Origin of the sequence: Mitsuokella jalaludinii (assembly GCF_928722185.1) — a bacterium.
Classification (GTDB): Bacteria; Bacillota; Negativicutes; order Selenomonadales; family Selenomonadaceae; genus Mitsuokella; species Mitsuokella jalaludinii.
Window position 1 is genome coordinate 1 of record NZ_CAKMXA010000002.1, and the last position, 23,967, is coordinate 23,967.

At 54.2% G+C, this 23,967-nt stretch carries 21 protein-coding genes and 1 pseudogene; 7 read left to right on the forward strand and 15 right to left on the reverse strand.

The annotated features are described in order from the left end of the window. The 3 genes from QDI87_RS11215 to QDI87_RS11225 form a co-directional block, all read right to left on the reverse strand. The coding region (locus tag QDI87_RS11215; RefSeq protein ID WP_278743407.1) for a glycoside-pentoside-hexuronide (GPH):cation symporter at positions 1 to 735 on the reverse strand (735 nt) is incomplete at its 3' end. Positions 736 to 748: 13 nt separating this feature from the next. After that, a complete protein-coding gene (locus tag QDI87_RS11220) occupies positions 749 to 2,341 on the reverse strand; it encodes a xylulokinase (protein WP_036377488.1) in 1,593 nt (530 codons plus the stop codon). A 69-nt stretch (positions 2,342 to 2,410) separates the two neighbouring features. Beyond that, on the reverse strand, positions 2,411 to 3,187 hold the full coding sequence (locus QDI87_RS11225) for an SDR family oxidoreductase (RefSeq protein WP_036377485.1): 777 nt from the start codon (positions 3,185 to 3,187) through the stop codon (positions 2,411 to 2,413). 227 nt (positions 3,188 to 3,414) lie between these two features. Between QDI87_RS11225 and QDI87_RS11230 the strand changes: the two genes are divergently transcribed. Continuing rightward, positions 3,415 to 4,545, forward strand: a complete 1,131-nt coding sequence (locus QDI87_RS11230; protein ID WP_278743409.1) for an ROK family transcriptional regulator — start codon at positions 3,415 to 3,417, stop codon at positions 4,543 to 4,545. 83 nt (positions 4,546 to 4,628) lie between these two features. On the opposite strand, the gene QDI87_RS11235 is transcribed toward QDI87_RS11230, so the two are convergent. Beyond that, positions 4,629 to 5,489, reverse strand: coding sequence for a L,D-transpeptidase family protein (locus QDI87_RS11235; RefSeq protein WP_036377482.1), 861 nt, complete (start codon positions 5,487 to 5,489; stop codon positions 4,629 to 4,631). Positions 5,490 to 5,619: 130 nt separating this feature from the next. Here QDI87_RS11235 and QDI87_RS11240 point away from each other — a divergent pair, with 130 nt between their 5' ends. Then, positions 5,620 to 6,912 (forward strand): ISL3 family transposase, encoded by a 1,293-nt coding sequence (locus QDI87_RS11240; protein WP_072003553.1) that lies wholly within the window; start codon positions 5,620 to 5,622, stop codon positions 6,910 to 6,912. A gap of 295 nt (positions 6,913 to 7,207) precedes the next feature. After that, complete coding sequence (locus QDI87_RS11245) at positions 7,208 to 9,130, forward strand: EAL domain-containing protein (protein ID WP_036377479.1); 1,923 nt, start codon at positions 7,208 to 7,210, stop codon at positions 9,128 to 9,130. Positions 9,131 to 9,456: 326 nt separating this feature from the next. On the opposite strand, the gene QDI87_RS11250 is transcribed toward QDI87_RS11245, so the two are convergent. The 5 genes from QDI87_RS11250 to QDI87_RS11270 all read right to left on the reverse strand — a co-directional run bounded on the left by QDI87_RS11250 (position 9,457) and on the right by QDI87_RS11270 (position 13,858). Then, positions 9,457 to 10,701 carry a replication initiation protein gene (locus QDI87_RS11250; RefSeq protein WP_072003587.1) on the reverse strand — a complete coding sequence of 415 codons (1,245 nt, stop codon included), beginning with the start codon at positions 10,699 to 10,701 and terminating at the stop codon, positions 9,457 to 9,459. A gap of 479 nt (positions 10,702 to 11,180) precedes the next feature. Then, on the reverse strand, positions 11,181 to 11,813 hold the full coding sequence (locus QDI87_RS11255) for an NAD(P)-dependent oxidoreductase (protein ID WP_036377473.1): 633 nt from the start codon (positions 11,811 to 11,813) through the stop codon (positions 11,181 to 11,183). Positions 11,814 to 12,024: 211 nt separating this feature from the next. Further along, positions 12,025 to 12,546 carry a MoaF-related domain-containing protein gene (locus QDI87_RS11260; protein ID WP_051652239.1) on the reverse strand — a complete coding sequence of 174 codons (522 nt, stop codon included), beginning with the start codon at positions 12,544 to 12,546 and terminating at the stop codon, positions 12,025 to 12,027. Between the two features lie 260 nt (positions 12,547 to 12,806). Continuing rightward, on the reverse strand, positions 12,807 to 13,352 hold the full coding sequence (locus tag QDI87_RS11265; RefSeq protein WP_036377470.1) for a ferritin family protein: 546 nt from the start codon (positions 13,350 to 13,352) through the stop codon (positions 12,807 to 12,809). 116 nt (positions 13,353 to 13,468) lie between these two features. Then, positions 13,469 to 13,858, reverse strand: a complete 390-nt coding sequence (locus tag QDI87_RS11270) for a hypothetical protein (RefSeq protein ID WP_155948100.1) — start codon at positions 13,856 to 13,858, stop codon at positions 13,469 to 13,471. 56 nt (positions 13,859 to 13,914) lie between these two features. Between QDI87_RS11270 and QDI87_RS11275 the strand changes: the two genes are divergently transcribed. Continuing rightward, positions 13,915 to 14,556, forward strand: a complete 642-nt coding sequence (locus QDI87_RS11275) for an MmcQ/YjbR family DNA-binding protein (protein ID WP_248617168.1) — start codon at positions 13,915 to 13,917, stop codon at positions 14,554 to 14,556. A gap of 178 nt (positions 14,557 to 14,734) precedes the next feature. Here the strand turns inward: QDI87_RS11275 and QDI87_RS11280 are convergent, their stop codons facing one another. The 6 genes from QDI87_RS11280 to QDI87_RS11305 form a co-directional block, all read right to left on the reverse strand. Next, entirely contained in the window at positions 14,735 to 14,938 is a 204-nt protein-coding gene (locus tag QDI87_RS11280; protein ID WP_051652238.1) for a hypothetical protein, read from the reverse strand. A gap of 42 nt (positions 14,939 to 14,980) precedes the next feature. Beyond that, the gene (locus tag QDI87_RS11285) at positions 14,981 to 15,874 is read right to left on the reverse strand and encodes an Rpn family recombination-promoting nuclease/putative transposase (protein WP_278743415.1); all 894 of its coding nucleotides are present in this window, start codon (positions 15,872 to 15,874) and stop codon (positions 14,981 to 14,983) included. 439 nt (positions 15,875 to 16,313) lie between these two features. Continuing rightward, the gene (locus QDI87_RS11290; protein ID WP_255241119.1) at positions 16,314 to 16,517 is read right to left on the reverse strand and encodes a hypothetical protein; all 204 of its coding nucleotides are present in this window, start codon (positions 16,515 to 16,517) and stop codon (positions 16,314 to 16,316) included. A 43-nt stretch (positions 16,518 to 16,560) separates the two neighbouring features. Continuing rightward, positions 16,561 to 16,836 (reverse strand): hypothetical protein, encoded by a 276-nt coding sequence (locus QDI87_RS11295; protein WP_255241120.1) that lies wholly within the window; start codon positions 16,834 to 16,836, stop codon positions 16,561 to 16,563. Between the two features lie 43 nt (positions 16,837 to 16,879). After that, positions 16,880 to 17,179 (reverse strand): hypothetical protein, encoded by a 300-nt coding sequence (locus QDI87_RS11300; protein ID WP_255241121.1) that lies wholly within the window; start codon positions 17,177 to 17,179, stop codon positions 16,880 to 16,882. 42 nt (positions 17,180 to 17,221) lie between these two features. Beyond that, positions 17,222 to 18,163, reverse strand: a complete 942-nt coding sequence (locus QDI87_RS11305; protein WP_278743418.1) for an Rpn family recombination-promoting nuclease/putative transposase — start codon at positions 18,161 to 18,163, stop codon at positions 17,222 to 17,224. Positions 18,164 to 18,633: 470 nt separating this feature from the next. On the opposite strand from QDI87_RS11305, the pseudogene hsdR reads away from it, so the two are divergent. The 3 genes and pseudogenes from hsdR to QDI87_RS11325 all read left to right on the forward strand — a co-directional run bounded on the left by hsdR (position 18,634) and on the right by QDI87_RS11325 (position 23,870). Next, positions 18,634 to 20,955, forward strand: a pseudogene (hsdR, locus tag QDI87_RS11715) (EcoAI/FtnUII family type I restriction enzme subunit R). 6 nt (positions 20,956 to 20,961) lie between these two features. Continuing rightward, positions 20,962 to 22,434 (forward strand): HsdM family class I SAM-dependent methyltransferase, encoded by a 1,473-nt coding sequence (locus QDI87_RS11320; RefSeq protein ID WP_036378858.1) that lies wholly within the window; start codon positions 20,962 to 20,964, stop codon positions 22,432 to 22,434. Next, positions 22,431 to 23,870 (forward strand): restriction endonuclease subunit S, encoded by a 1,440-nt coding sequence (locus QDI87_RS11325; RefSeq protein ID WP_051652324.1) that lies wholly within the window; start codon positions 22,431 to 22,433, stop codon positions 23,868 to 23,870. Before QDI87_RS11320 ends, QDI87_RS11325 begins: the two co-directional genes overlap by 4 nt. Positions 23,871 to 23,967: the final 97 nt, after the last annotated feature.

Here is a 23,967-nt window from a genome sequence, read left to right on the forward strand (position 1 = left end):
CGTATTGCGGACCACGTAGAGGGAAAAGTAGAACAGGTTCAGGAAAAACAGGATCCATGCCTGTCCCGTCAGCCCCTTGAAGCTGTCCTTGAGGCTCATGTGCTCGTTGCTGACCGTCGGGGGAACGACTTCTTTCGTACTCGAGAACGTGAAGAAGAAGATAAGCATCGCAACGATGCCGTAGAGCGTCATCGTGACGAGATAGCCCTGCGCTTCATCGCCTGCACCAAAGAAGTCGACGAGCGGCGCGGTGATGGACATGACGATGGCCGTGCCGATCATCGCACAGATCATGCGGGTCGATACCAGAATATCGCGTTCATGGATATCCGAGGTCAGGCGCGGGACAATCGTGTTCAGCGGGATGTTCACGACCGTGTACGCGGTGCAGAGCAGGCAGTAGGTGACATAGGCCCAGATCAGCTTGCCCGTCGCATCGAAGTCGGGGATATAGAACGTCAGGAACGTGAAGACTGCAAAGGGGACGGCGCCAATCAGGAAGTACGGGCGCCCCTGCCCCCAGCGCGTGTGGGTGTGATCGACAATGATGCCCATCATGGTATCGGTCATCGCATCGATGAACTTGGTCACCAGCATCATCGTGCCAGCAGCTGCTGCGGCGATGCCGAATACATCCGTGTAGAATACCATCAGATACGATGCCATCGTACTGAACACCAGATTACAGCCAAGGTCGCCCATGCCGTATCCGATGCGAACACGCCATTTACTCATCAAGAATCCCTCCTCACCAATCTAACGCATCGATGGCGGCTTTTTCGACAGAGAGCCCGGCCCGATAATGACGCATGAAGACTTCGAACCCCTGCGTTTCCGCTTCGGTTGCCGACAGCGTCACACCGCCGAGATGCGCGAAGATGCGCTGATCCAGATACATGTCGAGCGTCTCGCCCGGCTGCCGGTCAATCCGATAAGCAGCCAGGAGCGCAATGCCCCAGGCGCCGCCTTCGCTCGCCGTATTCATGACCGTCACGGGAGCGCCACAGGCGGCCGAGAGGCAGCGCTGACCGACGCCTTTCGTCTTGAAGAACCCGCCATGGCCCATGATGCGGTCCATCTCGACGCCTTCATCGCGCAGGATGTCCAGGCCAATCTTGACGGCCCCCAATGACGTATAGAGATGTGCCCGCATGAGATTGGCGAGGGTGAAGCGGCTCTTCGTCGTCCGAAGGAAAATGGGGCGCCCTTCATTGATCATGGTGATATTCTCACCCGAGTAATAGCCGTAGGGGAGCAGGCCGCCGCAGTCCGGATCGCCTTGCATGGCATTCGTGTAGAGCTTTGTGAATAACGTATCCATGCTGGCAGGATGGCCCATGAGCGCGGCAAATTCGCCGAAGAGATGCACCCAGGCATTGAGGTCTGTCGTGCCGTTGTTGGCATGTGACATGGCGCAGGGGGCACCGGTCGGCGTCGCGACCATGTCGATCTCGCGGTGCAGCTTCTGCAGCGGATGCTCCAGGACAATCATGGCGAAGGTGCTCGTTCCGGCCGACACGTTTCCCGTGCGCGGCGCCACGGCATTAGTTGCCGTCATGCCGGTTCCCGCGTCGCCTTCCGGCGGGCAGAACGGGATGCCGGGCAGAAGATCGCCGTCCTCATCCAAAAGGAGGCAGCCGCGTTTCGTCAGGGAACCGGCATCCTCGCCAGCGACCAATACCTTCGGGAATACGTCCCGCATTTCCCATGAGAACCCATACGGCTGTAAGAGCGCCTGGAAGGACGATACCATCGATTCATCGTAATCATTCGTCGCCGGATCGATCGGGAACATCCCCGCCGCATCGCCGACGCCAATGACTTTCTGGCCTGTCAGCTGCCAGTGGATGAATCCGGCCAGCGTCGAGACGTAATCCAGGTGCTTTACGTGCGCTTCTCCATCCAGGATGCGCTGATAGAGGTGTGCGACCGTCCAGCGGAGTGGGATGTTGAACTGGAAGCGTTCCGTCAGCCGGTCCGCTGCTTCTTGCGTATTCGTATTGCGCCACGTCTGGAAGGGTGCAAGCAGTGTCCCCTGGCGGTCAAACGCCATGTATCCGTGCATCATCGCGCTGATGCCGATGGAGCCGATGGTCGTGAGCGTCACCCCATACTGATCCTTGACGGATTGCTTCAAGGCACGGTACGAGCTGCGCAGTCCCTTGTATATGGAATCGAGGGGGAAGGTCCAGATTCCATGCTCAAAGGAATTTTCCCAATCGTAGATGCCGACTGCCAGTACCGTTCCCGATAAATCAATCAGTACAGCCTTGACGCGCGTGGATCCGAATTCGATGCCCAAGGCTGTCTTTCCCTGAATCAGAGCCTCTTTCGCAGTCATGATTTTCCTCTCTTTCTATACAACGGGCCAGCAGTCTCTGCTGGCCCATCGCTATTTTGCTGGATTCGATCAGAAGCAGGTGAACGCGCCATCGACGATGACATCTGTGCCCGTCGTGAAGGTGCTCGTGTCACCGGCCAGGTAAACGCAGATGGATTCGAGTTCTTCCGGCTTGCCCATGCGTCCCATCGGAGCCATCGCATTCCACTTCTCGATCAGCGGGATCAGCGTCGGGGAGTTCATCGTGAGCTCCGTTGCCATGTAGCCCGGGCTGATGCAGTTGACGCGGACGCCCTTCTTGGCCCATTCAATCGCCAGAGACTTCGTGAGCTGGATGACGCCAGCTTTCGAGGCGTTGTAGGCACACTGTGGCTGCGGCACATTGACGATGTGCGCCGACATAGAAGCCGTGTTGATGATGGAGCCGCCGCCATGTGCGAGCATGTACTTGCCTGCGGCGATGTCCGTCAGGAAGATGCCGTTGAGGTTGATGTTGATGACCTTCAGCCACTGCTCATACGTCATTTCCTCTGCCGGAGCATTGATGCAGATGCCTGCGTTGTTGTGGCAGAAGTCGAGTCCGCCGAGCTTGGCGACGACTTCCTCGACCATAGCGTCGACCTGTTCCTTGTTGGTGCAGTCGGTCTGGATCGCGATGACCTTGCGGCCCGTCTTTTCGGCAAGCTCAGCAGCCGTCTTCTTGGCCGTCTCGATGTCGAGGTCGACGATCGCGACATCTGCGCCAGCCTCAGCGAATGCCGTAGCTGTGCACTTGCCGATGCCGCGAGCTGCGCCCGTGACGAAACCTTTTTTGCCAGTCAGTGCCATTTTTTCAAGGATACCCATGATAAGACTTCCTTTCTGTTTATCTATTTTGTAAAATCATTTTTCAAATCTGTTTATATAATAATCGCATGCCGTCCGATTGTCAAGAGGAAAATCGAAAAAAACATAAAAAACACGGGGCAAATCCCTGTCGATCTGGCAGGTACCCCGTGATATGGCGTTCTTTTTCGCTGTGTGCTATAATGATGACAGCATTTTTAAAAGTCATTTTGTAAAAAGAGAGGATCATGATGAAGAAGAGCATCACACCATCTGAAATCCGCCAGACGAACCGCCAGCGGATTTATCAATACATCTATCAAAAGGAAAGCGTCGCACAGCAGGATATCGCCTATGACCTGCATCTGAGCCGTCCGACCATCACGACGAATCTCAATGCCCTGAAGGAGGAAGGGCTCATCCGCGAAGCGGGGCAGATCGAGAGCGAAGTCGTCGGGCGCAAGCCTAGTGCCTACGCTATCCAGCCGCAGTATCGCGTCAGCATCGGCGTGGAGCTCCTGAGTCACCTGATCAAGATCATCGCCATCGACCTCTACGGCCGGAAGATTGACCGCACGGTCTTTGCCATCGACTTCCAGCCGACGGATGCTTACTTTAAGGCGGTCTGTGCCCGCATCCTGCAATTCAAGGACGACTGCCAGTTCTGCGACGAGCAAGTCCTCGGCGTCGGCTTTGCCATGCAAGGCCTGATTTCGTCGGACGGCCAGCGCGTCATCTACGGGAAGATCCTCGACTGCACAGGGCTGCATGTCTCTGCCGTTCAGCAATACCTGCCGTATCCCTGCCGCTTTGCCCACGATGCCGACAGCGCTGCGATTGCAGAGCTGTGGGCCGCACCCGGACTGGACGATGCCTTCTACCTCTCGCTGAGCCGCCACCTCGCTGCTGCGCTGATCCTGGACCGCAAGATCATCACAGGCCGTCACGGCCACAGCGTCACGATTGAGCACATTCAGATGGATCCAGATGGCGCGCGCTGCTACTGCGGCAAGCGAGGCTGTCTCGAGACGCTCTGCTCGCTGCGCACACTCCAATGGGACCTGGAAGATCTCGATGCATTCTTCGAGAAGGTGCGCGCTGCGGACCGGCGGGCACAGGAAATCTGGATTACGTACCTCAAGAACCTGGCGCGGGCCATCAACATGCTTCACCTCATCTACGATAAGACCTTCATCCTCGGCGGCTATCTCGCGCCCTACCTGCAGCAGGCCGACATCGACTACCTCTATCAGGAGATTGCCGAGCAGACGCCGTTCTCTGAGGCGCACGATTTCCTGGAGGTCAGCCGCATGCCGAAGCACAACATCACCATCGGCGCAGCACTGCCTTACGTGCAGGCGTTCCTCGAGAAAATCTGATATGCGCAAGGCGCAGCAAAAAAGACCGCTGCAAAAGCTTGGAGGCTTTTGCAGCGGTCTTCTGTATGAGCAGGGGCCGTCGCTCAGTAGACGATGACAGGCGTGTTCTTTTCGACATTCTCATAGATCTTGGCGGCGTTGGCTGGCGGCAGGTTGATGCAGCCGTGGGAGCCGTTCGAGCGGTAGATCTGGCCGCCGAAGCTCGAGCGCCATGGGGCGTCGTGCAGGCCGACGTTGCGGTTGAACGGCATCCAGTACTTGACTTTCGAGTCGTAGCCCTCGCCGCTCAGCGTCGCGTTGCGTGTCTTGTAGGTCAGGCCGTAGATACCTCTCGGTGTCGCATGGCCGCGGGTCGGATTGCCCGAGACGAAGTAGCTCTCGAGGATGCACTTGCCGTCCTTGTAGAGCCAGAGGTACTGATCCGTCAGGCTGACCTCGACGTAGCTCGTGCCCCAGTCGTTCTTGGCGTGCACGGCGGCTGTCTGCGCGTAGATTGGCTCGCAGGTCGCGCTCTCTTTTGCGGCGAGCAGCTGCAGGAGATGCGCTGTCTCGGCCTCCTGGTCGATGCGCCATCCGTAGTCGCCCTGCGCGATCTGGATGTCGTGGCCCGAGGTCGTGTGGAAGGTGCGCGTCGTGTAGGCCGTATCGTACTTCTCGGCAAGCGACTTGACGAAGGCCTTTGCCTGTTGCTCATCAAAGGCGACGCTGCCGTCCTCATTCTCCCTGAGCCACGAGAGGATACGGTCGCTGTCGAGGACTTCGCTTGCATCCCCAATCTGATACGTGATTGTGACGCTTGCATAGTCCTTCTGGGCCTGCTCCATCGGTGTCAGCGGCACCGGCTTGACATTCTTGGCCGCCAGCCCACCGATTGGCGAGCCGCTGACGCAGCCCAGCGCGCCCATGACGAGTATGGCAATCAGGCAAAATGCTCCGAGGAGCATGTAACATTGTTTGGCACTCCATCAGAATGTGTGGGGAACTAACTCTTCCCATCCCTTATGACCATTGAAAAAGCATACATTTTCCTGTACGATATTTTCGGCTAAAAAACACATCGTACGGGGGAAATGTATGCTCACCAAAAAGATACTCAAATCAATCCTAAATGTCAAGCATACCGCTATAGATGACATGAAAATTTTGCCAGATGGAACAATTGTCATCAAGGCACATCCTACCAAAGACGAACAATGCCGTTGCGGCATATGTGGCAGAAAATCTGTCCACTATGACAATGGCCGCGGTGGCACCCGTTCTTGGCGGGCTTGCGACTGGAATACCCACAAAGTCTATATTGTAGCAGATATACATCGTGTCATGTGCCCCAAACATGGGGTCGTTACGGCATCTGTTCCTTGGGCAAGGCATAAGTCCCGTTTTACAAAGGAATTTGAGGAGCTGGCCACTTGGCTCTCCTTGTCCTGCACGAAAACCGCTGTTGCCTCTTTGCTCAGGATTTCTTGGAATACCATCGGCTCTATCATTAGCAGGATGCGGGCTGAACTTGATGCAAATCCAGCCGCACACTTCGTGGGACTTGTCCGCATAGGCGTTGACGAAACCAGCTACAAGAAGGGACACAAGTACATAACGGTGGTCATCAATCATGACACAGGTAAGGTTATCTGGGCTCATGAAGGACATGGCAAGACCATTTTCACCAAGTTCTTCAAGCTGCTGAGCAAAGAACAACTGGCCAATATACAGCTTGTATCTGGTGATGGTGCCAAATGGATTCAGGCATGCATCAACGATTTTTGTCCGGTAGCCAAGCGATGCATTGACCCGTTCCACGTTGTACAGTGGGCTACTGAAGCCCTTGACGAGGTGCGTCGTTTAGCATGGCGTGATGCCTTGAGGAATCCAGCAGATAAGACTCCGAAGAAACGCGGTCGTCCCAAGAAAGATACCACAGCCAAAGACTTGAAAGGCTCTCGGTTTGCTCTGGGAAAGGCTCCGGAGCATCTCACCAAGAAACAGCAAGCTCAGCTTGAATTCATTGCCAAGGCTGACAAGCGGCTGTATCGTGCCTATCTGCTAAAAGAGAAACTCCGTCTTGTTTTCCAGTGCGAGAATGTCGCTATCGCCAAGAAAGAACTGGACGGATGGATTAAATGGGCTCAGCACTGTCGCATCAATGTGTTTGTCGAGCTCCAACGGAAAATACGCCGTCACTACGATGCCATACTGGCAACAATGGAGCATCATCTGTCCAACGCCGTACTGGAGGCGACCAATCGGAAAATCAAGCTATCCGTTTACATGGCCTACGGATTTCGTAATATAGACAACATGATTGATATGATTATGCTCCGCTGCTCCGACATTGATGTAAGGTTACCATGGGATTATGAAGCTACTTAGCAGGCTGGGAATTTCTCCACACAAACTGATGATGCCTCCATTGTTTTCGTTCCATATACACTCCATCCCTTTTCAGCAGGTCGCCAGGTGTGGCCCGCTTCGTTAAATCTTCATGAAAATCAGTTCTTCCAACAATGTACCACATTCTGCAGAGAAACGCAAAATCATTCCCATGTATCCCGTTTTCACCCCAATGAAATTTCAGGCAAATTATATGACAGCATTTAGATGCGTACAAGATTATGCTATAATCGTGGTAAACAGTTTGTTTTTAATACCTTTTGGGAGATTTCTCATGATTTACCATTATGAATTTGCACTGGCTTCTTTTATCGTTCTCATCCTGCTCTGCATCCTGTCCCTGCGGCGCGTTTACCTCCCCATCCGGCGGAACTTCTTCTTCCGCGCGCTCCTGGGGGCAGAGGGCCTGACGCTTGCCTTTGACATCGTGTCGAGCGAGATGGACGCTCATCACCTGCTCTTCTCGAGCGGGCTCCTGTATGCGGTCAACGCCGCCTTTTTCCTCGGCTTTATCTGGCGTTCCTTTCTCGATTTCTCGTACATCGAGGCACTCGTGCACGAGCGGGGGCGCTTTACCAGGTTCCCGCGCTGGCTTGTCGAGCTTCCCGCCATCCTGACCTCGATCCTGATCCTGAGTTCACCGCTGACGGGGCTCGTCTTCTCCATCGATGCGCAGGGCTACCACAGCGGCCTTCTCTACCGCATCATCTACGCCAACGCCTACTTCTACCTGCTGCTCATGATGCTCCTCTCGTACATCGGCCTGCGCCGCTTCTCCTGGAATCCGGTCGAGAAGGCCTCGCTCATCGGGGCCTGGGCCGTGCTTGTGATCGGCTATATCGTGCGCATGTACGCCGCGCCGTATCTCGTCATGAACTCCTTCTACATGCTGGCCATCCTCATCCAGTACTTCGCCTTCCAGAATCCCGACATCTTCATCGACCGCAAGACAGGCGCCCTGAACTATGCGACGGCCACGCCCTATCTGCGGGAGATCAACCAGAGGGGTGATTTCTTTGCTGTGGCCATCGGCCTCAACGACTATACCGAGGGCAATGCCCTCTACGGGGAGCGGCAGATGGCAAAGGGCTTGCGCGCCATCGTCCATTACCTCAAGGCGGCCTTTCCGGACTGCCAGGTCATCTACGCGGCTGCCGGGCGCTTCCTCCTGATCACGACGAAGAAGCACGACTTTTCCAGGATCCATGACGAGATTGAAGCGCGCATGCAGGCGCCTTGGATCGACACGCATGCCCACCTCTATCTGACGGCCAGCTATGCCATGTTCAGCGGCCATCTGCAGCAGGAAGAAGTCGAGCAGTTCTTCGACTACACAGCCATGGCCCTGCAGCGCGCCGAGCAGCAGCACGATGTCGTCATCATGGAGCAGTCGCTCTTCCAGCAGGCCCGCCTTAAGATAAAAATCCGTCAGGCCGTCGACCGCGCCATTGAGAACCATGCGGTACAGATTTACCTGCAGCCGCTCTACGGCACGCAGGAGCGGCGTATCATCGGCGCTGAGGTGCTCGCGCGCATCCATGACGAGGAACTCGGCCTCATAAGGCCAGACCTCTTCATCACAGCAGCAGAGCGCAGTGGCACCATCACCCAGATCGGCGAGCAGGTCTTCGAGAAAACCTGCCTGTTCCTGAACGAGCACCCGCTTCAGGAACTCGGCCTGAAGCGGCTCAATGTCAACCTCTCGCCGATCCAATGCCGCGATATTCACATGGCCGAACGCATCTGCCGCATCGCACAGCATCACCACATCCCCCTCCGCTCCTTCTGCTTCGAGATCACAGAGTCGGCCCTCTCATACGAAGCGCGCCTGCATCAGAATATCGATATGCTCATGGCGCAGGGCGCCACGATCTCGCTCGATGACTTCGGGACTGGCTACTCCAACCTCATGCGCGTCCTGAAGTTCCCCTTTGAGGATGTCAAGCTCGACATGACCTTCGTCCGCGCCTACTTCGATCACACCAACAAACTGCTGCCCGCCATCATCGACGGCTTCCAGTCCTTCGGTGTCCAGATCACCGCCGAAGGCGTCGAGAACAAGCAGATGGCCGACACCCTCACCAGCCTTGGCTGCCGTATCCTCCAGGGCTTCTACTTCGCAAAGCCCCTACCCCTCGACGACTTCCTCCACTACCTCAAGACGACCACACCCAAAGTCAGCTCCACCATCGACTGATACACAGCAGCACGACCGTCAGCAGTCCGACCGTCCGACCGTCGACATTCATCCCAGAGTCCAGCACTGGCAAAAAGTCCAGTGCTGGACTTTTTCATAGAGTGACGCATTTTAACCCCAACCGTGCCAAACACCGACGTATTTTACCCCAGCGGCCGCCTAAAGATAGAAATCCTCTGCCCATGATGTCTACATTTCCCCAAAATTGCCTCAGATAGCCCGATAACAGGAAAAGGAGACGGATTTTAACCCGATTCGATTGCCGTGGAATCAATGGTGGTTAAGATACGTCCCCTTCTGGAAATTTGTCGAACAGTATAAATTTGTCATTTTGATGAGTGTGTTTCATCTTGGCAATAGAGAGCAATAAAGCGAGCAACAGACATGCCGTGGGTTTCAAGCAAGCGTTTTGCTGTGATGTTGAGATGGCGTTCCTCGAGTGCCTTTTTCACGACGCTGACCATGGCACGTTCCATCTCATCGGACAGATCGAATGGTATTTCTTCAACGTCGAGGGAAATCGAATCCCCGAACATCTTGATGGCATCAAGCTCCCAGGCAGCGTTTTCCTGCTTAGCCTGGAATTCGTGTTCAATTGCCGCTTGCATGTCCTTATCCTGCTGTAGATAGTTCTCGGCAATAGCCTTGTAGAGAAAAGCAGGTACATTCTTGACCTTGCGTGTTTTTGTCAGTTCGATGGCATAATCCATGCGGCGCAGGAACTCTTCGTTGCTGCCGCACAACGTCGTCAGTCTGTTGACCATCTTTTCCGAAAGTCCATGACGGTCTTTCTTTGGTGGCAGTGCTTCCAGCGTGACTTGTTCCTCGGCTGTACGATTGAGCAAGAGATGGCGGCAGTCCATAGAAAAGGTGAATCCCGTCACTTTTCGTCCGGTCTTCGTCCGCACGTACGTCACATGATACTGTGTCTTTTCATTGATTTCACGAATGGGATTATCCAGCACATATTTACAGAATGGACCAATCTGTTTGTACTGCGAAGGCTTTATGTCAAAGAAGAAGCGCAGCTTATCCAATTCGATGTGGCGTGTGATGACTTTCCCCTGCATCGTGCCACGGTATTGCAACATGAGTTCCAGTAGGCGCATCGCATAGGCCGAAGATAAGTTAAAGATCTGCTTCATGTTGATTTTCGTATAGCCATCACCGCTCTCGTAGATATCGAGCAGGAAGGGTCGCATATCCTCGTTGAACTTGATGTACAAACCATCCTTCGGCGTGTATTTAATGCGAACAAAAACGGAGAACTTGACAAAACCACCATCGTGGTCGCGCACTGTGACGATTTTCTGCAGCATCTCATCACAGACATGTTCCAGCCGCTTCAGGTATTCACCGTGCCCAAAGATACTCTTAACCTCCGCAGGCGTCAGATGGAACTCTTCAAAGTCCTTGTCATAGTACTTGTCGCTACCAGAGATATGTGGATTGACATTTTCTACAGCCAGCAGGAACAGCCGCATCTCCAAAGCATTCAAGGGCTTCCTAGCCTCGATTAAGGGATTTGACTGATAGATGGCACATTTCTCATTCACTTCTGATGTCCCCATAAATGTGTCCTCGCTTTCGCTAGGTTTTAGAGTAGAGATTGTGACCTGTTTTTCCTTCCGTAGGTCACAATCCCTACTTTTTGGCTCATTATACCAAATAAGTATTAGGCGTTCAATAGGTAATTTTATCAAATCACCTCAAAATAGGTCACAATCCCTAATACTTCCGGTCACATTTCCTAATACTTTGTACTCTATTAGGTCACAATCCCTAATAGTTAGGTCACAATCCCTAATCGAAAATGCTCCAAAACCGCGCCATTACTGGGCTGAAATCGCGGAAAGCATATAAAAGCATTTATGCTGAAAGCAAGCATAGCAAGGAGAAGTTATCCACAAGCAGTTCCCAAGCAGTTCCATAGTACAATCTTTGCCTGCATGCCTTTCCCAAAATGTACAAAGCCCCTCCGACCGACTGGCGGGGACTCCATTCGGGGGAAGGGCTTGATCTTTTAGGGGATCCTTGCAAAGAGTGGGGATTACGCGCGGACGACGGAGATGCGCTGCTGGATGTGCTTGCCGCTCTCAATCTCGTCGACCATGGCGATGGCGTAGTCGGCGTAGGAGATGATCGACTCGTTCCTGCTGTTGAGCGTGAATTGTTCACCGGCGAGGAGATACTTGCCCGTGCGCTCGCCGTCGGCCTGGAAGTCGGCGGCCGGGCTGATGAACGTCCACTTGACGTCATTGCGCTCCCGGAGCTTTGCCAGTTCCTCGCCCTGTGCCCGCGCAACAGGCAGGAATTCTGCAGGGAAATCCGGGCTATCGCTTAATACCGCGGTGTGCTCCTGGTTTACGTAAAGGCTGCCTGCGCCGCCGACAACGAGGAGACGCGTATCCGTCCCAGAGAGAAGGTCGCAGAGGTACTGCGACGTCTTGACGTGCATCGGCTGCTGCTCAGCCGTCCGTGCGCCAAAGCCGTCGACGACCACATCGAATCCAGCGAGGTCCTCTTTCGTAAGCTCGAGGATATCCTTCTTGTGGTAAATCTTTGCCTGCGTGTCATTCTCGTCATGGCGGCCGAAGGCGACGACTTCATGACCGCGGCTCACTGCCTCCGCGATGACTTTTCTTGCGACACGACCATTTGCTGCTACAACTGCAATTTTCATGATAAACGCTCCTTTTCGTATACGGGCTAGTGCCCTCAATCGCTATTGTTGTAATTGCTGTAATTTCATCTTGTGATCTATACGATACCATGTTTTTAGTTTAATGTCAACGTTTTTATTACAACAAAAGGTATTTTTTGGCAACAACGGGATACGCCCGGTCGGCTCGTCCACGACAAGTCGGCGGGAGCGTCTGTTGTTGCCGGGTTGCTTATTTATTGGCCTCGTGGATCGTGAAAGTGCCGCGATGGAAGATGGATGCACGGTTACCGCGCTCGCCTTCTTTGTTCCAGGTCATGTAGGCAAAGACCTTGTGGGTCTTGAAGTTGATGACCTGGGAGATGACGATGCCCTTCTGCTCAATCCAGTTGATCTGATAGATATCCTTGCCGACTTCGGCCACTTCATATTCTTCGTTATCCGAAGGAGCGAGCGAGAGGCCGGTCGTCGGCGTCCATCTCAGCACGCCGACTTCCGGATAGTCGATGTTGAACTTGAAGCCGCTGTCATAGCTCACAGCGATGGTCTTGCCCTGGACGTGCTTGAAAAAGGCCTCTTTCTCCTTCTCAGCCGTCGCAGCCGTGGCAATCTTGCTCTTTTCTGCCGCAGCCTGTGCAGCTGCAACCTGCTCCGCTGTCGGCACGACGCTCTTGGCGTTCGTGTCCGCTGCCGAGCAAATGCTGGCAAAAGAAAGTGCGGCAAGCATGGTGACAAGTACTTTTTTCATTTTCATAATCGGTTCCTCCCTATCAAAGTCATGTATTACATACTTATATGCTAAGTTATTTGCAGGCGTTCTGCAAGTACGATTTTTTTCTTGCGTCAGTATGAAATGCTTGCGTATTGGTGTAATGGCGGAAAAATAGCAAACGCCCCGACTGACTGGTGGGGGATCCAGTCAGTCGGGGCGTTTCTGCACTTTTTAGGAAAAGGATTGATTGGGAATTGGGGATTTTTGCAACCACGGGGAATCAGCTGCGCAATGTGTCTATCTTACTTCTTCAGGACAAAGGCGCTCTTCGGCTGGCCGCAGAGCGGGCAGACATAGGAATCGTCCTCGTCGTTGATGTCACCGACATACTCGTAGCCGCAGACCGGGCAGACGTAGATTTTCTTGCCAGCCGTGTCTTCTTTCTTCGGCTGATACTTGTCGAGCATGGCCTGCAGGCGTACACCGTGGCCACCTTCCTGGCGAGCGAAGATTTCCATCTGGTCAGCAGCTTCATCGAAGCCAGCGGCGCGGACTTTGTCGGCGATCGTCTTGACCTGTGCCTCGCCGTTCTCCTCAGCTTTCTGCACGGCGCGCACGAGGCCCCAGAAGTCGGACGGGTATTTGCCGTTGAGTACGGCGTAGAAGCCGGCGTGGACGGCTTCTTCGTTGGCTGCAGCGACAAAGCCCTCTGCTACATCTTTAAGACCCTGCTCACGTGCGAGCTGTGCCAGCGCGTAGTACATCATGACGCCATTGGCCTCTGCCTGCATCAGGCGCTTCATCATGTCCTCGAATTCTGTACCTTTTGTGATTCCGTTCAAGCTCATGTTTGTCCTCCTAAAATCCTTGCACATGTCAGTTGTTCATCATATGGCTTTATTATATTGTATAAAATCAATTTTGTCAAATATAAAATAGCATCCCCTCTCCTAAAAGACAAAAATCAATCGAATAGCCTGATGAAATAATACATGCCATTACAGAAATCCAAAAATAATAATAGAAAATGCTTGACTTTGTTACACGCTTTTGCTACAATATAGTCAAGCAAAAGGAAGAAAGCCATAGAGAGATTGACAAGGCTCGAATCGATAGGATGACTTCTTACCGGATGCTTGAAACGAAGCTCGAAAGACGGGTAAGTGATTTCTCCGAAGGAGGGGAGTCCGATGGGCCACTGAAGGTGCCATGCGGTGAACAGTAACATGGACAAACAAACAGAAAGCAAATAGCCGTTCAGTCGAAACAGATTGAACGGCTTTTGCTTTGCTTTTTGTCCTGTATCTCGTATTTGTGATGGCGCAGCGAATGGTGTCATTGCAGGTTTTGTCAAAGGGAGGACTACTCATGGTGTCAATCGAGGAAACTATTTTTACCCGGAAGCGATGGGTGCTGAAGAAGATGCTCGCTTTTGGATTCCAACAAGTCGGGGATGACTATGTGCTTGAGCGGCGCTTTTTGAATGGAGACTTCGAGGCCATCCTGACGGTGACGGAGAAGGGAATGGTCACAGGCCGTGTGATTGATGCGATTTCCCATGAGGAGTACTACCAGCTGCGCCAGAAGAATGCTACGGGCGCATATGTCAACACCGTCCGCGCAGCCTATGAGGAACTTCTGGAGGCGGTTGCGGCGGCCTGCTGCCAAGATGTGCTGTTCGCGTCCGACCAGGCTAACCGACTGACGCAGAGCATCCTTGAGCGCTTTCAGGTTGCGCCGGATTTCCCATGGGAGAAAGAAACGCACTATCAGTCCTACGGAACCTTTCGTCATGCTTCCAATCGGAAATGGTTTGCCCTGATCATGCACGTCAAACGCGCCGTGCTCGATAAGGACGATAATCCCGATCCCGTCGATATCATCAACTTGAAGATACAGCCGGAGCAGGGGGAAGCCCTCCGCCAGCTGCCAAGTGTCTATCCGGCCTATCACATGAACCACAAGACCTGGATCTCCGTCGTGCTGGATGACACGCATCCCGATGCGGCCATCATGAAGTGGATCGATGAGAGCTACCGGCTCACTAAATGAATGCAGACACAAAAATCCCGGCGCATGAGCAGTACGCCGGGATTTTTGCTGTGTATTATATTGTATTCTACCACAGCGGGTCAAGTCTGGTGACTCAGTCGCTGATCAGGCGGAAGATGAGATGCTTCCGTCTGAGACGTTCACAGTCGGACTGTCGCAGGCGTCTAATGCCGTCCAATCAACGCGTCACCAGCTTGCGGAACGCCTCTTCCGACATGCCTGCCCGCTTCGCCGCCTCTTTCACCGTGAGAAGGCCGTCATGCACGAGTTCCACCAATGTAACCCAACGTCCTTCGGCTCGGCCTTCGGCGCGTCCTTCCTCACGGCCTTTCTCTTCACGGCGGCGCAATTCCATGAAAAACGTCATATACTCCACCTTCATTTTTGTTCTCTTTCGCTGCTTCTACATATGCATCAGCATCCATCAATGCATGGCCAGCTTGCGGAACGCCTCTTCCGTCATGCCTGCCCGCTTCGCCGCTTCTTTCATCGTGAGGAGGCCATCATGCACGAGTCCCATCAATGCCTCTGCCTTACCCTTTATCGCCCCTTCGGCAAGCCCTTCAGCGCGTCCCTCGGCACGTCCTTCGGCACGTCCTTCGGCACGTCCTTCAGCGCGTCCTTCCTCACGGCCTTTTTCTTCACGGCGGCGCAATTCCATGAAAAACGTCATATACTCCACCTTCATTTCTTTGTTCTCTTTCGCTGCTTCTACCGCATCAGCGATACTCTCGGTAAATTTTCCCTGCGGGGATTTGCCCTCGATGTAGTCGAGGAATGCGGCGAGGTCATGGTTGATGCCCTCGCGGCTGCCCTTGCTGTTCAAGAAGATCTTGGCTGTCTCATCGCCCATCAGGAATGCAGGCTCTTCCTGGCACGTCTCACGGAACGTGTAGAGGCTTCGCCCTCGGTCGAATGGGTCGAACGTGCAGATGAAGATGATGTACGTCCGGCGCAGCTTCGTGTAGAGCTCACCTTTGTTCAGCACGTCCATGTCCATCATCGCCTGATAGTAGCGCGTGTGCTTCGGCAGTTCGTCCGGAGTCGCGTAGTCTGTCGTCTGCATCTCGATGTCATAGAGCGTGCCCTGCTCATCTTCGACGTAGACATCGAGCCGTACACTCTTGCTGTCGCGGCGCACGTGGATATCCTTCTCTGTCTCCGGGAAGGTGATCTTGCGGATCTTGATGTTCAAGATATTCTCGATCAACCGCTTGCAGAGCCGCTTTTTGCGCATGACCTTCTGGAAGATGAAATTGTCCGCGATGGTCAGATCCTCCCAGGCCTTCAGCGCATCTGTTCGATTCGTCTTGTCCATTGGCATGCCCCCTCTTGAATCGTTTTTCTCACTTATTATTATAAGCCAATGCCCAATCCGGTGACAAGTAAAAGCCACATAGACACAAAGATACCGGCGCATGAGCAGTACGCCGGTATCTTTGCTGTGTATTATATCTTAGGAGAGCTTTGCGCCTCATATCGAGGTGCTAACGAAAGCCTATAGATAATATAGCATAACTGAGAATTGATATCAATAACATAGATGAAAATTCTTCTCAACACCAAAGGAAGCCCCGGTTCTGCTCAACCGGGGCTTCCTTTCGTTTTCATCGCTAGCAATGAAAGCTCTCCTGGATTGTATTCTACCACAGCGGGTCAAGTTTGTCTTGTGACTCAGTCGCTGTTCAGGCGGAAATGTGATGTTTTCGCCTGCAAAGTTCACCGTTGGACTGTCGCAGGCGCCGGATGCAGCCCAATCAGTGCGTCACCAGCTTGCGGAACGCCTCTTCCGACATGCCTGCCCGCTTCGCCGCCTCTTTCACCGTGAGGAGACCGTCATGCACGAGCTCCACCAATGTAGCCCAACGGCCTTCTGCTTTTCCCTCTTTAAGGCCTTCTTCACGGCCTTTTTCTTCACGGCGGCGCAATTCCATGTAGAACGTCATGTACTCCACCTTCATTTTTTATTCTCTTTCGCTGCTTTTACATATGCATCAGCATCCCTCAATGCATGGCCAGCTTGCGGAAAGCCTCTTCCGTCATGCCTGCCCGCTTCGCCGCTTCTTTCATTGTGAGGAGACCGTCATGCACGAGTCCCATCAACGCCTCTGCCTTACCCTTTATCGCCCCTTCGGCAAGCCCTTCAGCACGCCCCTCGGCTCGGCCTTCAGCTCGTCCCTCGGCTCGTCCTTCAGCTTGTCCCTCGGCGCGTCCTTCTTCACGGCCTTTTTCTTCACGGCGGCGCAATTCCATGTAGAACGTCATGTACTCCACCTTCATTTTTTATTCTCTTTCGCTGCTTTTACATATGCATCAGCATCCCTCAATGCATGGCCAGCTTGCGGAAAGCCTCTTCCGTCATGCCTGCCCGCTTCGCCGCTTCTTTCATCGTGAGGAGGCCATCATGCACGAGTCCCATCAATGCCTCTGCCTTACCTTTTATCGTGCCTTTTGCTTCCCCTTCGGCAAGCCCTTCAGCACGTCCCTCAGCTCGACCTTCGGCTCGTCCTTCCGCACGTCCTTCGGCTCGTCCTTCAGCTCGTCCCTCGGCGCGTCCTTCTTCACGGCCTTTTTCTTCACGGCGGCGCAATTCCATGAAAAACGTCATATACTCCACCTTCATTTTTGTTCTCTTTCGCTGCTTTTACATATGCATCAGCATCCCTCAATGCATGGCCAGCTTGCGGAATGCCTCTTCCGACATGCCTGCCCGCTTCGCCGCCTCTTTCACCGTGAGGAGACCGTCATGCACGAGTTCCACCAGCGTAGTCCAGCGGCCCTCTGCCTTGCCTTTTATCGTGCCTTTTGCTTCCCCTTCGGCAAGCCCTTCAGCGCGTCCTTCAGCGCGTCCCTCGGCACGTCCTTCGGCACGTCCTTCGGCACGTCCTTCGGCTCGGCCTTCAGCGCGTCCTTCCTCACGGCCTTTTTCTTCACGGCGGCGCAATTCCATGAAAAACGTCATATACTCCACCTTCATTTCTTTGTTCTCTTTCGCTGCTTCTACCGCATCAGCGATACTCTCGGTAAATTTTCCCTGCGGGGATTTGCCCTCGATGTAGTCGAGGAATGCGGCGAGGTCATGGTTGATGCCCTCGCGGCTGCCCTTGCTGTTCAAGAAGATCTTGGCTGTCTCATCGCCCATCAGGAATGCAGGCTCTTCCTGGCACGTCTCACGGAACGTGTAGAGGCTTCGTCCTCGGTCGAATGGGTCGAACGTGCAGATGAAGATGATGTACGTCCGGCGCAGCTTCGTGTAGAGCTCACCCTTGTTCAGCACGTCCATGTCCATCATCGCCTGATAGTAGCGCGTGCGCTTCGGCAGTTCGTCCGGGGTCGCGTAATCTGTCGTCTGCATTTCAATGTCGTAGAGCGTGCCCTGCTCATCTTCGACGTAGACATCGAGCCGTACACTCTTGCTGTCGCGGCGCACGTGGATATCCTTCTCTGTCTCCGGGAATGTGATCTTGCGGATCTTGATGTTCAGGATATTCTCAATCAGTCGCTTGCAGAGCCGCTTCTTGCGCATGACCTTCTGGAAGATGAAATTGTCCGCGATGGTCAGATCCTCCCAGGCCTTCAGCGCATCCGTTCGATTCGTCTTGTCCATTGGCATGCCCCCTCTTGAATTGTTTTTCTCACTTATTATTATAAGCCAATGCCCAATCCGGTGACAAGTAAAAGCCACATAGACACAAAGATACCGGCGCATGAGCAGTACGCCGGTATCTTTGCTGTGTATTATATCTTAGGAGAGCTTTGCGCCTCATATCGAGGTGCTAACGAAAGCCTATAGATAATATAGCATAACTGATAATGAATATCAAGAGCATATGCGAAAATTTTTCTCAACACCAAAAGAAGCCCCGGTTCTGCTCAACCGGGGCTTCCTTTCGTTTTCATCGCTAGCAATGAAAGCTCTCCTGGATTGTATTCTACCACAGCGGGTCAAATCTGTCTTGTGACTCAGTCGCGATTTGGGACAGTCCGACGGATCAAGATGTGTCCGACTACTACAGCTGTTCCACAAATGATGCTATAATAAATCTAAGACATTACGAATGGTTTGGTGGTGATCATATGGAAACGGACAAGTCTCTCTTGTCGGAGGAGGATATCAAGCATCGCTACATCACGCCGGCGCTGGAGCGGGTCTGGAATCCGTCGGACATCCGCATGGAGCTGCCGATCACGGCGGGGCGGGTCAATATCCGGGGGAATCTGGAGGTGCGCGAGCGGCCGAAGTTTGCCGACTATGTACTCTACACGCAGTCGGGCCATCCGCTGGCGATCGTCGAGGCGAAAGACAACAAGCACACTGTCTCTTACGGCCTGCAGCAGGCCAAGGCGTATGCCGAGATGATGGACGTCAAATTCGCCTACAGTTCGAACGGCGACGCTTTTACAGAGTTCGACTATCTGACGGGTGTCGAGCGCGAGCTGCCGCTCGACGCGTTCCCGAGTCCGGCGGAGCTCATCGCGCTCCTCAAGGAAGAGGGCCATCTGACGGATGCGCAGGTCAAGGTCCTCGAGCAGCCCTTCTATGTGTCGGAGGACACGTTTGCGCCGCGCTACTATCAGCAAGTCGCCGTCGACCGTACGCTCGATGCGATTGCCCGCGGGAAGACCCGCCTGTTGCTCGTCATGGCGACGGGCACGGGCAAGACGTACACGGCCTTCCAGATCATCTACCGGCTGCGCAAGGCGGGCCTCGGGAAGAAGATCCTCTACCTGGCTGACCGCAACATCCTCGTCGACCAGTCCATCCAGCAGGATTTCCGGCCGCTCGCCAGCGTCATCCACAAGGTCAACTACGCGGCCGACGACCGCACGACGATCACATCGTACGAGGTCTACTTCTCGCTCTACCAGCAGCTCTTCGGCGAGAACGACGAGGAGCGCTTCCGCTAACTTTTCCGGCCTGACTTCTTCGACCTCATCGTCGTCGACGAGTGTCACCGCGGCTCGGCCAAGGCCGACAGTCGGTGGCGCAAGATCCTCGACTACTTCAACGCGGCTGTCCAGATCGGCATGACGGCCACGCCGAAAGAGACGGCCTACGTCTCGAACATCGATTACTTCGGTGATCCCGTCTACACCTACAGTCTGCGGCAGGGCATCGACGACGGCTTCCTCGCGCCGTTCCGCGTCATCAACGTGCAGACGAACATCGGCAATGGCTGGTGTCCGTGCAAGGGCCAGCTCGACTTCTTCGGCAAGGAAATCGAGGACCGCATCTACAATAACACCGACTACGACTACAATATCGTCCTCGAAGACCGCATCCGCGAAGTCGCTGCGCGCATCACCTACTACCTGCGCCACACCGACCGCATGGCCAAGACCATCGTCTTCTGCGCCGACGAGGCCGCCGCCGAGCGCATGCGCCATGCCCTGGCCCAGCAGAACAACGACATGATGCAGAAGTATCCGAACTACGTCGTGCGCATCACGGGCAGCGACCCCTACGGCAAGAGCCAGCTCGACTACTTCATCTCCGTCGCCTCGCCGACGCCCGTCATCGCAACGACGTCGCAGCTGCTCTCGACCGGTGTCGACTGCAAGATGGTGCGGCTCATCGCGCTCGACGAGAACATCACCTCGATGACGATGTTCAAGCAGATCATCGGCCGCGGCACGCGCCTGCGCTACGATGAGGGCAAGCGCAGCTTCGTCATCATGGACTTCCGCGGCGTCACGCGACTCTTCGCCGACCCCGACTGGGACGGCCCCATCATCGAGGACCCGGGCTTTGAGTCGGGCGAGGGAGGAGACGGCAAGCCGACTGGCGACGGCCCCGGCGGTGGCGGTGGTGGCGGCGACCCTGCGCCCAAGCCCTTTGTGCGCGCCGACGGCTGCAAGGTCTACACCGTGCAGGAGACGATTGCCGTCTACGACGCAGGCGGCAAGCTCCTGAAGCAGGAGAACATCATCGACTACACCAAGGAGAACATCCTCGGCCAGTTCGGCGACCTCCATGCCTTCATCCACGAGTGGAACGCCGCCGAGAAGAAGCAGGCCATCGCCGATGTGCTCGCGAAGCGCGGCGTCGACCTCGACAAGCTCAAGCAGGCGATGAAGATGGACGACGTCGACGACTTCGACTTCATCTGCCACGTCGCCTACGACCAGAAGCCCCTGACGCGCCGCGAGCGCGCCGAGGGCGTCAAGCGCCGCGACTTCTTGAGCCGCTACAGCGGTGCAGCGCGCGAGGTCCTCGAGACACTGCTCGAGAGCTACAAGGACCTCGGCATCAAGAACATCGAGAAGGCGGACGTGCTGCGCATGAAAGACTTCCAGAAATTCGGCACCCCGGGGCGCATCGGCAAGCTCTTCAACGGCAAGAAAGGCTATGAAGAAGCCGTGCGCGCCCTCGAACAAGAACTATACAAGGCAGGTTAACACAACATGGCAACAAATCTAGGCGGACTCGTCAAAAGGCTTCAGGACATCATGCGCAACGACCCCGGCATCAACGGCGACGCCCAGCGCATCGAGCAGATTATCTGGGCGCTCTTCCTCAAGGTCTACGACGCCAAGGAAGAGGACTGGGAAATGGATGAAGATGACTACCAATCCATCATCCCCGAGCCCTACCGCTGGCGGAACTGGGCCCACGACGACGGCAGCGGCACGGCCCGCACGGGCGAAGAGCTCTTGGACTTCGTCACGGAGCTCTTCAGCACACTCAAGAATCTCCCGATTACCCCTGACATGCCCAAGAAGAAGCGCATTGTCAAGACGATGTTCGAGGAGACGAACCAGTACATGAAGGACGGCGTGCTGCTGCGCCAGGTCATCAACGTCATCGACGCCATCGACCTCGAGAGCTACGACGATATGCACGCCCTCGGCGACATCTACGAGACGATCCTCAAGGAACTCCAGTCGGCAGGCCGCGCCGGTGAATTCTACACGCCGCGCGCCGTCACCGACTTCATGGCCGACCGCATCGAGCCGCATCTCGGCGAGCAGATGGCCGATTTCGCCTGCGGCACCGGCGGCTTCCTCGTCAGCTGGCTGCGCGAGCTCGAGAAGCAGATCAGGACGCCGGACGACCAGGCACTCTGGAACGACTCCGTCTACGGTATCGAGAAGAAGCAGTTCCCTTACATGCTCGCCATCACGAACCTCTTGCTGCACGGCATCGACAACCCCAACATCGACCACGGCAACAGCCTGCTCCACGACGTCCTCGACTACACGGAGTGCGACAAATTCGACAAAATCCTCATGAATCCGCCGTACGGCGGCAGCGAGAAGAAAGACGTCATGAGCCACTTCCCCGACGACCTCGCAGACAGCGAGACGGCCGACCTCTTCATGAGCGTTATCCTCTACCGCCTCAAAGCGAATGGCCGCGCGGCTGTCGTCCTGCCCGACGGCTTCCTCTTCGGCACCGACAATACGAAAGTCAACATCAAGAAGAAGCTCATGGCCGAGTGCGACCTGCACACTATCATAAGACTGCCCGGCAGCGTCTTCGCGCCCTACACGAGCATCACGACGAACATCCTCTTCTTCGACCGCACCCACCCGACCGAGAAGACATGGTTCTATCGCCTCGACATGCCCGAGGGCTACAAGCACTTCAGCAAGACAAAGCCCATGCGCCTCGAGCACTTCGACCCCGTCAAAGCCTGGTGGGACGACCGTCAGGAAATCCTCGAGGGCGACTTTCCCAAGGCCAAGTGCTACACCGCCGACGAGATCGCCGCAGGCGGCTACAACCTCGACCTCTGCGGTTTCCCGCACGAAGAAGAAGAGATCCTCGAGCCCATGGAGCTCATCCAGAAGTATCAGGAACAGCGCAAATCCCTCAACGACGATATCGACAAAATCCTCGCCCGCATCACCGCCAAACTGGAGGAAAACGCATGAACGCACAAGACCTAAAAAGCAGCATCCTCCAGCGCGCCATCGAAGGCAAACTCGTGCCACAGCTCAAGGAAGAGGGCACGGCGAAAGAGCTCTTGGCCGAAATCCGCTCCGAAAAAGCACGGCTCATCAAAGAAAAGAAAATCAAGAAGAGCAAGCCACTGCCAGAGATAACGGACGCGGAAAAGCCATTTGATATCCCCGATAGCTGGGAGTGGGTGAGGCTGAAGGATTTAGGCCAATTCAGCAGTGGAAAAACACCATCGAAACAAGTTCCGTCCAATTGGGAAAATGGAATAGTCAATTGGTTCACCTCGAAAGATATCAAGTCGGACTATCTTAGCAAGTCGCAGATATTGATTTCAGAAGAAGCTGCTAAGGGGTTACAGCTATATCCAGTAGGAACACTATTGATGGTTGTACGAAGTGGCATACTGAAGCGACTATTCCCGGTATCATTGCTCAAGGCTCCGGGAACAATCAACCAGGACATAAAAGCCTTTCAGATTTATGATGAAAGACTCTCAATGTATCTTTTTTTGTGTCTGAAAGGTTTGTCGCCGTATATTTTAAAGCAGTTTCGCAAACAAGTTACGACAGTCGACAGCTTACGCTTTGAAGATTTTTCAATCATGCCGATCCCCATGCCGCCATTAGCTGAATCACAGCGCATCCTTGACAGGGTAGCGGAACTCCAGCCCGATATCGACGCCTACGACAAAGCCCAGACCAAGCTCCGCACCATCGAGCAGCGCTTCCCCGACGCCATGAAAAAGAGCCTGCTCCAGTACGCCATCGAAGGCAAACTCGTGCCGCAGCGCAAGGAAGAAGGCACGGCCAAAGACCTACTCGTCAAGATTCGCGCCGAGAAAGCGCAGCTCATCAAAGAAAAGAAAATCAAGAAAACCAAGCCACTGCCCGCCATCACCGACGACGAAAAGCCCTTCGATATCCCCGACAGCTGGGAGTGGGCTAGATTTGGTGATATCAGCATTAACATGGATAGTGAACGCATACCATTGTCTGTAACGCAACGAAGAAAATTAGATAAAATCTATGACTATTACGGAGCCTCTGGCATCATAGATAAAGTTGATCAATATCTTTTTGACAGACCATTGATGCTTATTGGTGAAGATGGAGCAAATTTGTTAGCTAGGACAAAGCCAATTGCTTTTATTGCTCGTGGTAAATATTGGGTCAATAATCATGCGCATGTGATTGACTTTCCAAATGGAATCGATATGAAATACATGACATTTTACATGAATGCAATTAATTTAGCTGCTTATGTTACAGGAACAGCTCAACCTAAAATGAATCAGGCAAGAATGAATAGTATCCTTATTGCTATCCCTCCACTTGCCGAGCAGCACCGCATCGTCGCCAAGCTCGAAGAACTCCTGCCGCTCTGCCAACATCTCACTGCTAATCCATGACTGTCTTCGTATCTGCAACAATCATAATAGTAAGTACCCAAACAAAAAGCGCTATCGGAAAGGATATAACGATAGCACTTTTCAGTGGTGAATTTTT

Excerpts from the sequence above, each read along its gene's own strand:
- QDI87_RS11220 (WP_036377488.1), bottom strand. The coding sequence starts at position 2,341 with ATGACTGCGAAAGAGGCTCTGATTCAGGGAAAGACAGCCTTGGGCATC.
- QDI87_RS11225 (WP_036377485.1), bottom strand. The coding sequence starts at position 3,187 with ATGGGTATCCTTGAAAAAATGGCACTGACTGGCAAAAAAGGTTTCGTC.
- QDI87_RS11230 (WP_278743409.1), top strand. The coding sequence starts at position 3,415 with ATGATGAAGAAGAGCATCACACCATCTGAAATCCGCCAGACGAACCGC.
- QDI87_RS11235 (WP_036377482.1), bottom strand. The coding sequence starts at position 5,489 with ATGCTCCTCGGAGCATTTTGCCTGATTGCCATACTCGTCATGGGCGCG.
- QDI87_RS11240 (WP_072003553.1), top strand. The coding sequence starts at position 5,620 with ATGCTCACCAAAAAGATACTCAAATCAATCCTAAATGTCAAGCATACC.
- QDI87_RS11245 (WP_036377479.1), top strand. The coding sequence starts at position 7,208 with ATGATTTACCATTATGAATTTGCACTGGCTTCTTTTATCGTTCTCATC.
- QDI87_RS11250 (WP_072003587.1), bottom strand. The coding sequence starts at position 10,701 with ATGGGGACATCAGAAGTGAATGAGAAATGTGCCATCTATCAGTCAAAT.
- QDI87_RS11255 (WP_036377473.1), bottom strand. The coding sequence starts at position 11,813 with ATGAAAATTGCAGTTGTAGCAGCAAATGGTCGTGTCGCAAGAAAAGTC.
- QDI87_RS11260 (WP_051652239.1), bottom strand. The coding sequence starts at position 12,546 with ATGAAAATGAAAAAAGTACTTGTCACCATGCTTGCCGCACTTTCTTTT.
- QDI87_RS11265 (WP_036377470.1), bottom strand. The coding sequence starts at position 13,352 with ATGAGCTTGAACGGAATCACAAAAGGTACAGAATTCGAGGACATGATG.
- QDI87_RS11280 (WP_051652238.1), bottom strand. The coding sequence starts at position 14,938 with ATGAAGGTGGAGTATATGACGTTTTTCATGGAATTGCGCCGCCGTGAA.
- QDI87_RS11285 (WP_278743415.1), bottom strand. The coding sequence starts at position 15,874 with ATGGACAAGACGAATCGAACAGATGCGCTGAAGGCCTGGGAGGATCTG.
- QDI87_RS11290 (WP_255241119.1), bottom strand. The coding sequence starts at position 16,517 with ATGAAGGTGGAGTACATGACGTTCTACATGGAATTGCGCCGCCGTGAA.
- QDI87_RS11295 (WP_255241120.1), bottom strand. The coding sequence starts at position 16,836 with ATGAAGGTGGAGTACATGACGTTCTACATGGAATTGCGCCGCCGTGAA.
- QDI87_RS11300 (WP_255241121.1), bottom strand. The coding sequence starts at position 17,179 with ATGAAGGTGGAGTATATGACGTTTTTCATGGAATTGCGCCGCCGTGAA.
- QDI87_RS11305 (WP_278743418.1), bottom strand. The coding sequence starts at position 18,163 with ATGGACAAGACGAATCGAACGGATGCGCTGAAGGCCTGGGAGGATCTG.
- QDI87_RS11320 (WP_036378858.1), top strand. The coding sequence starts at position 20,962 with ATGGCAACAAATCTAGGCGGACTCGTCAAAAGGCTTCAGGACATCATG.
- QDI87_RS11325 (WP_051652324.1), top strand. The coding sequence starts at position 22,431 with ATGAACGCACAAGACCTAAAAAGCAGCATCCTCCAGCGCGCCATCGAA.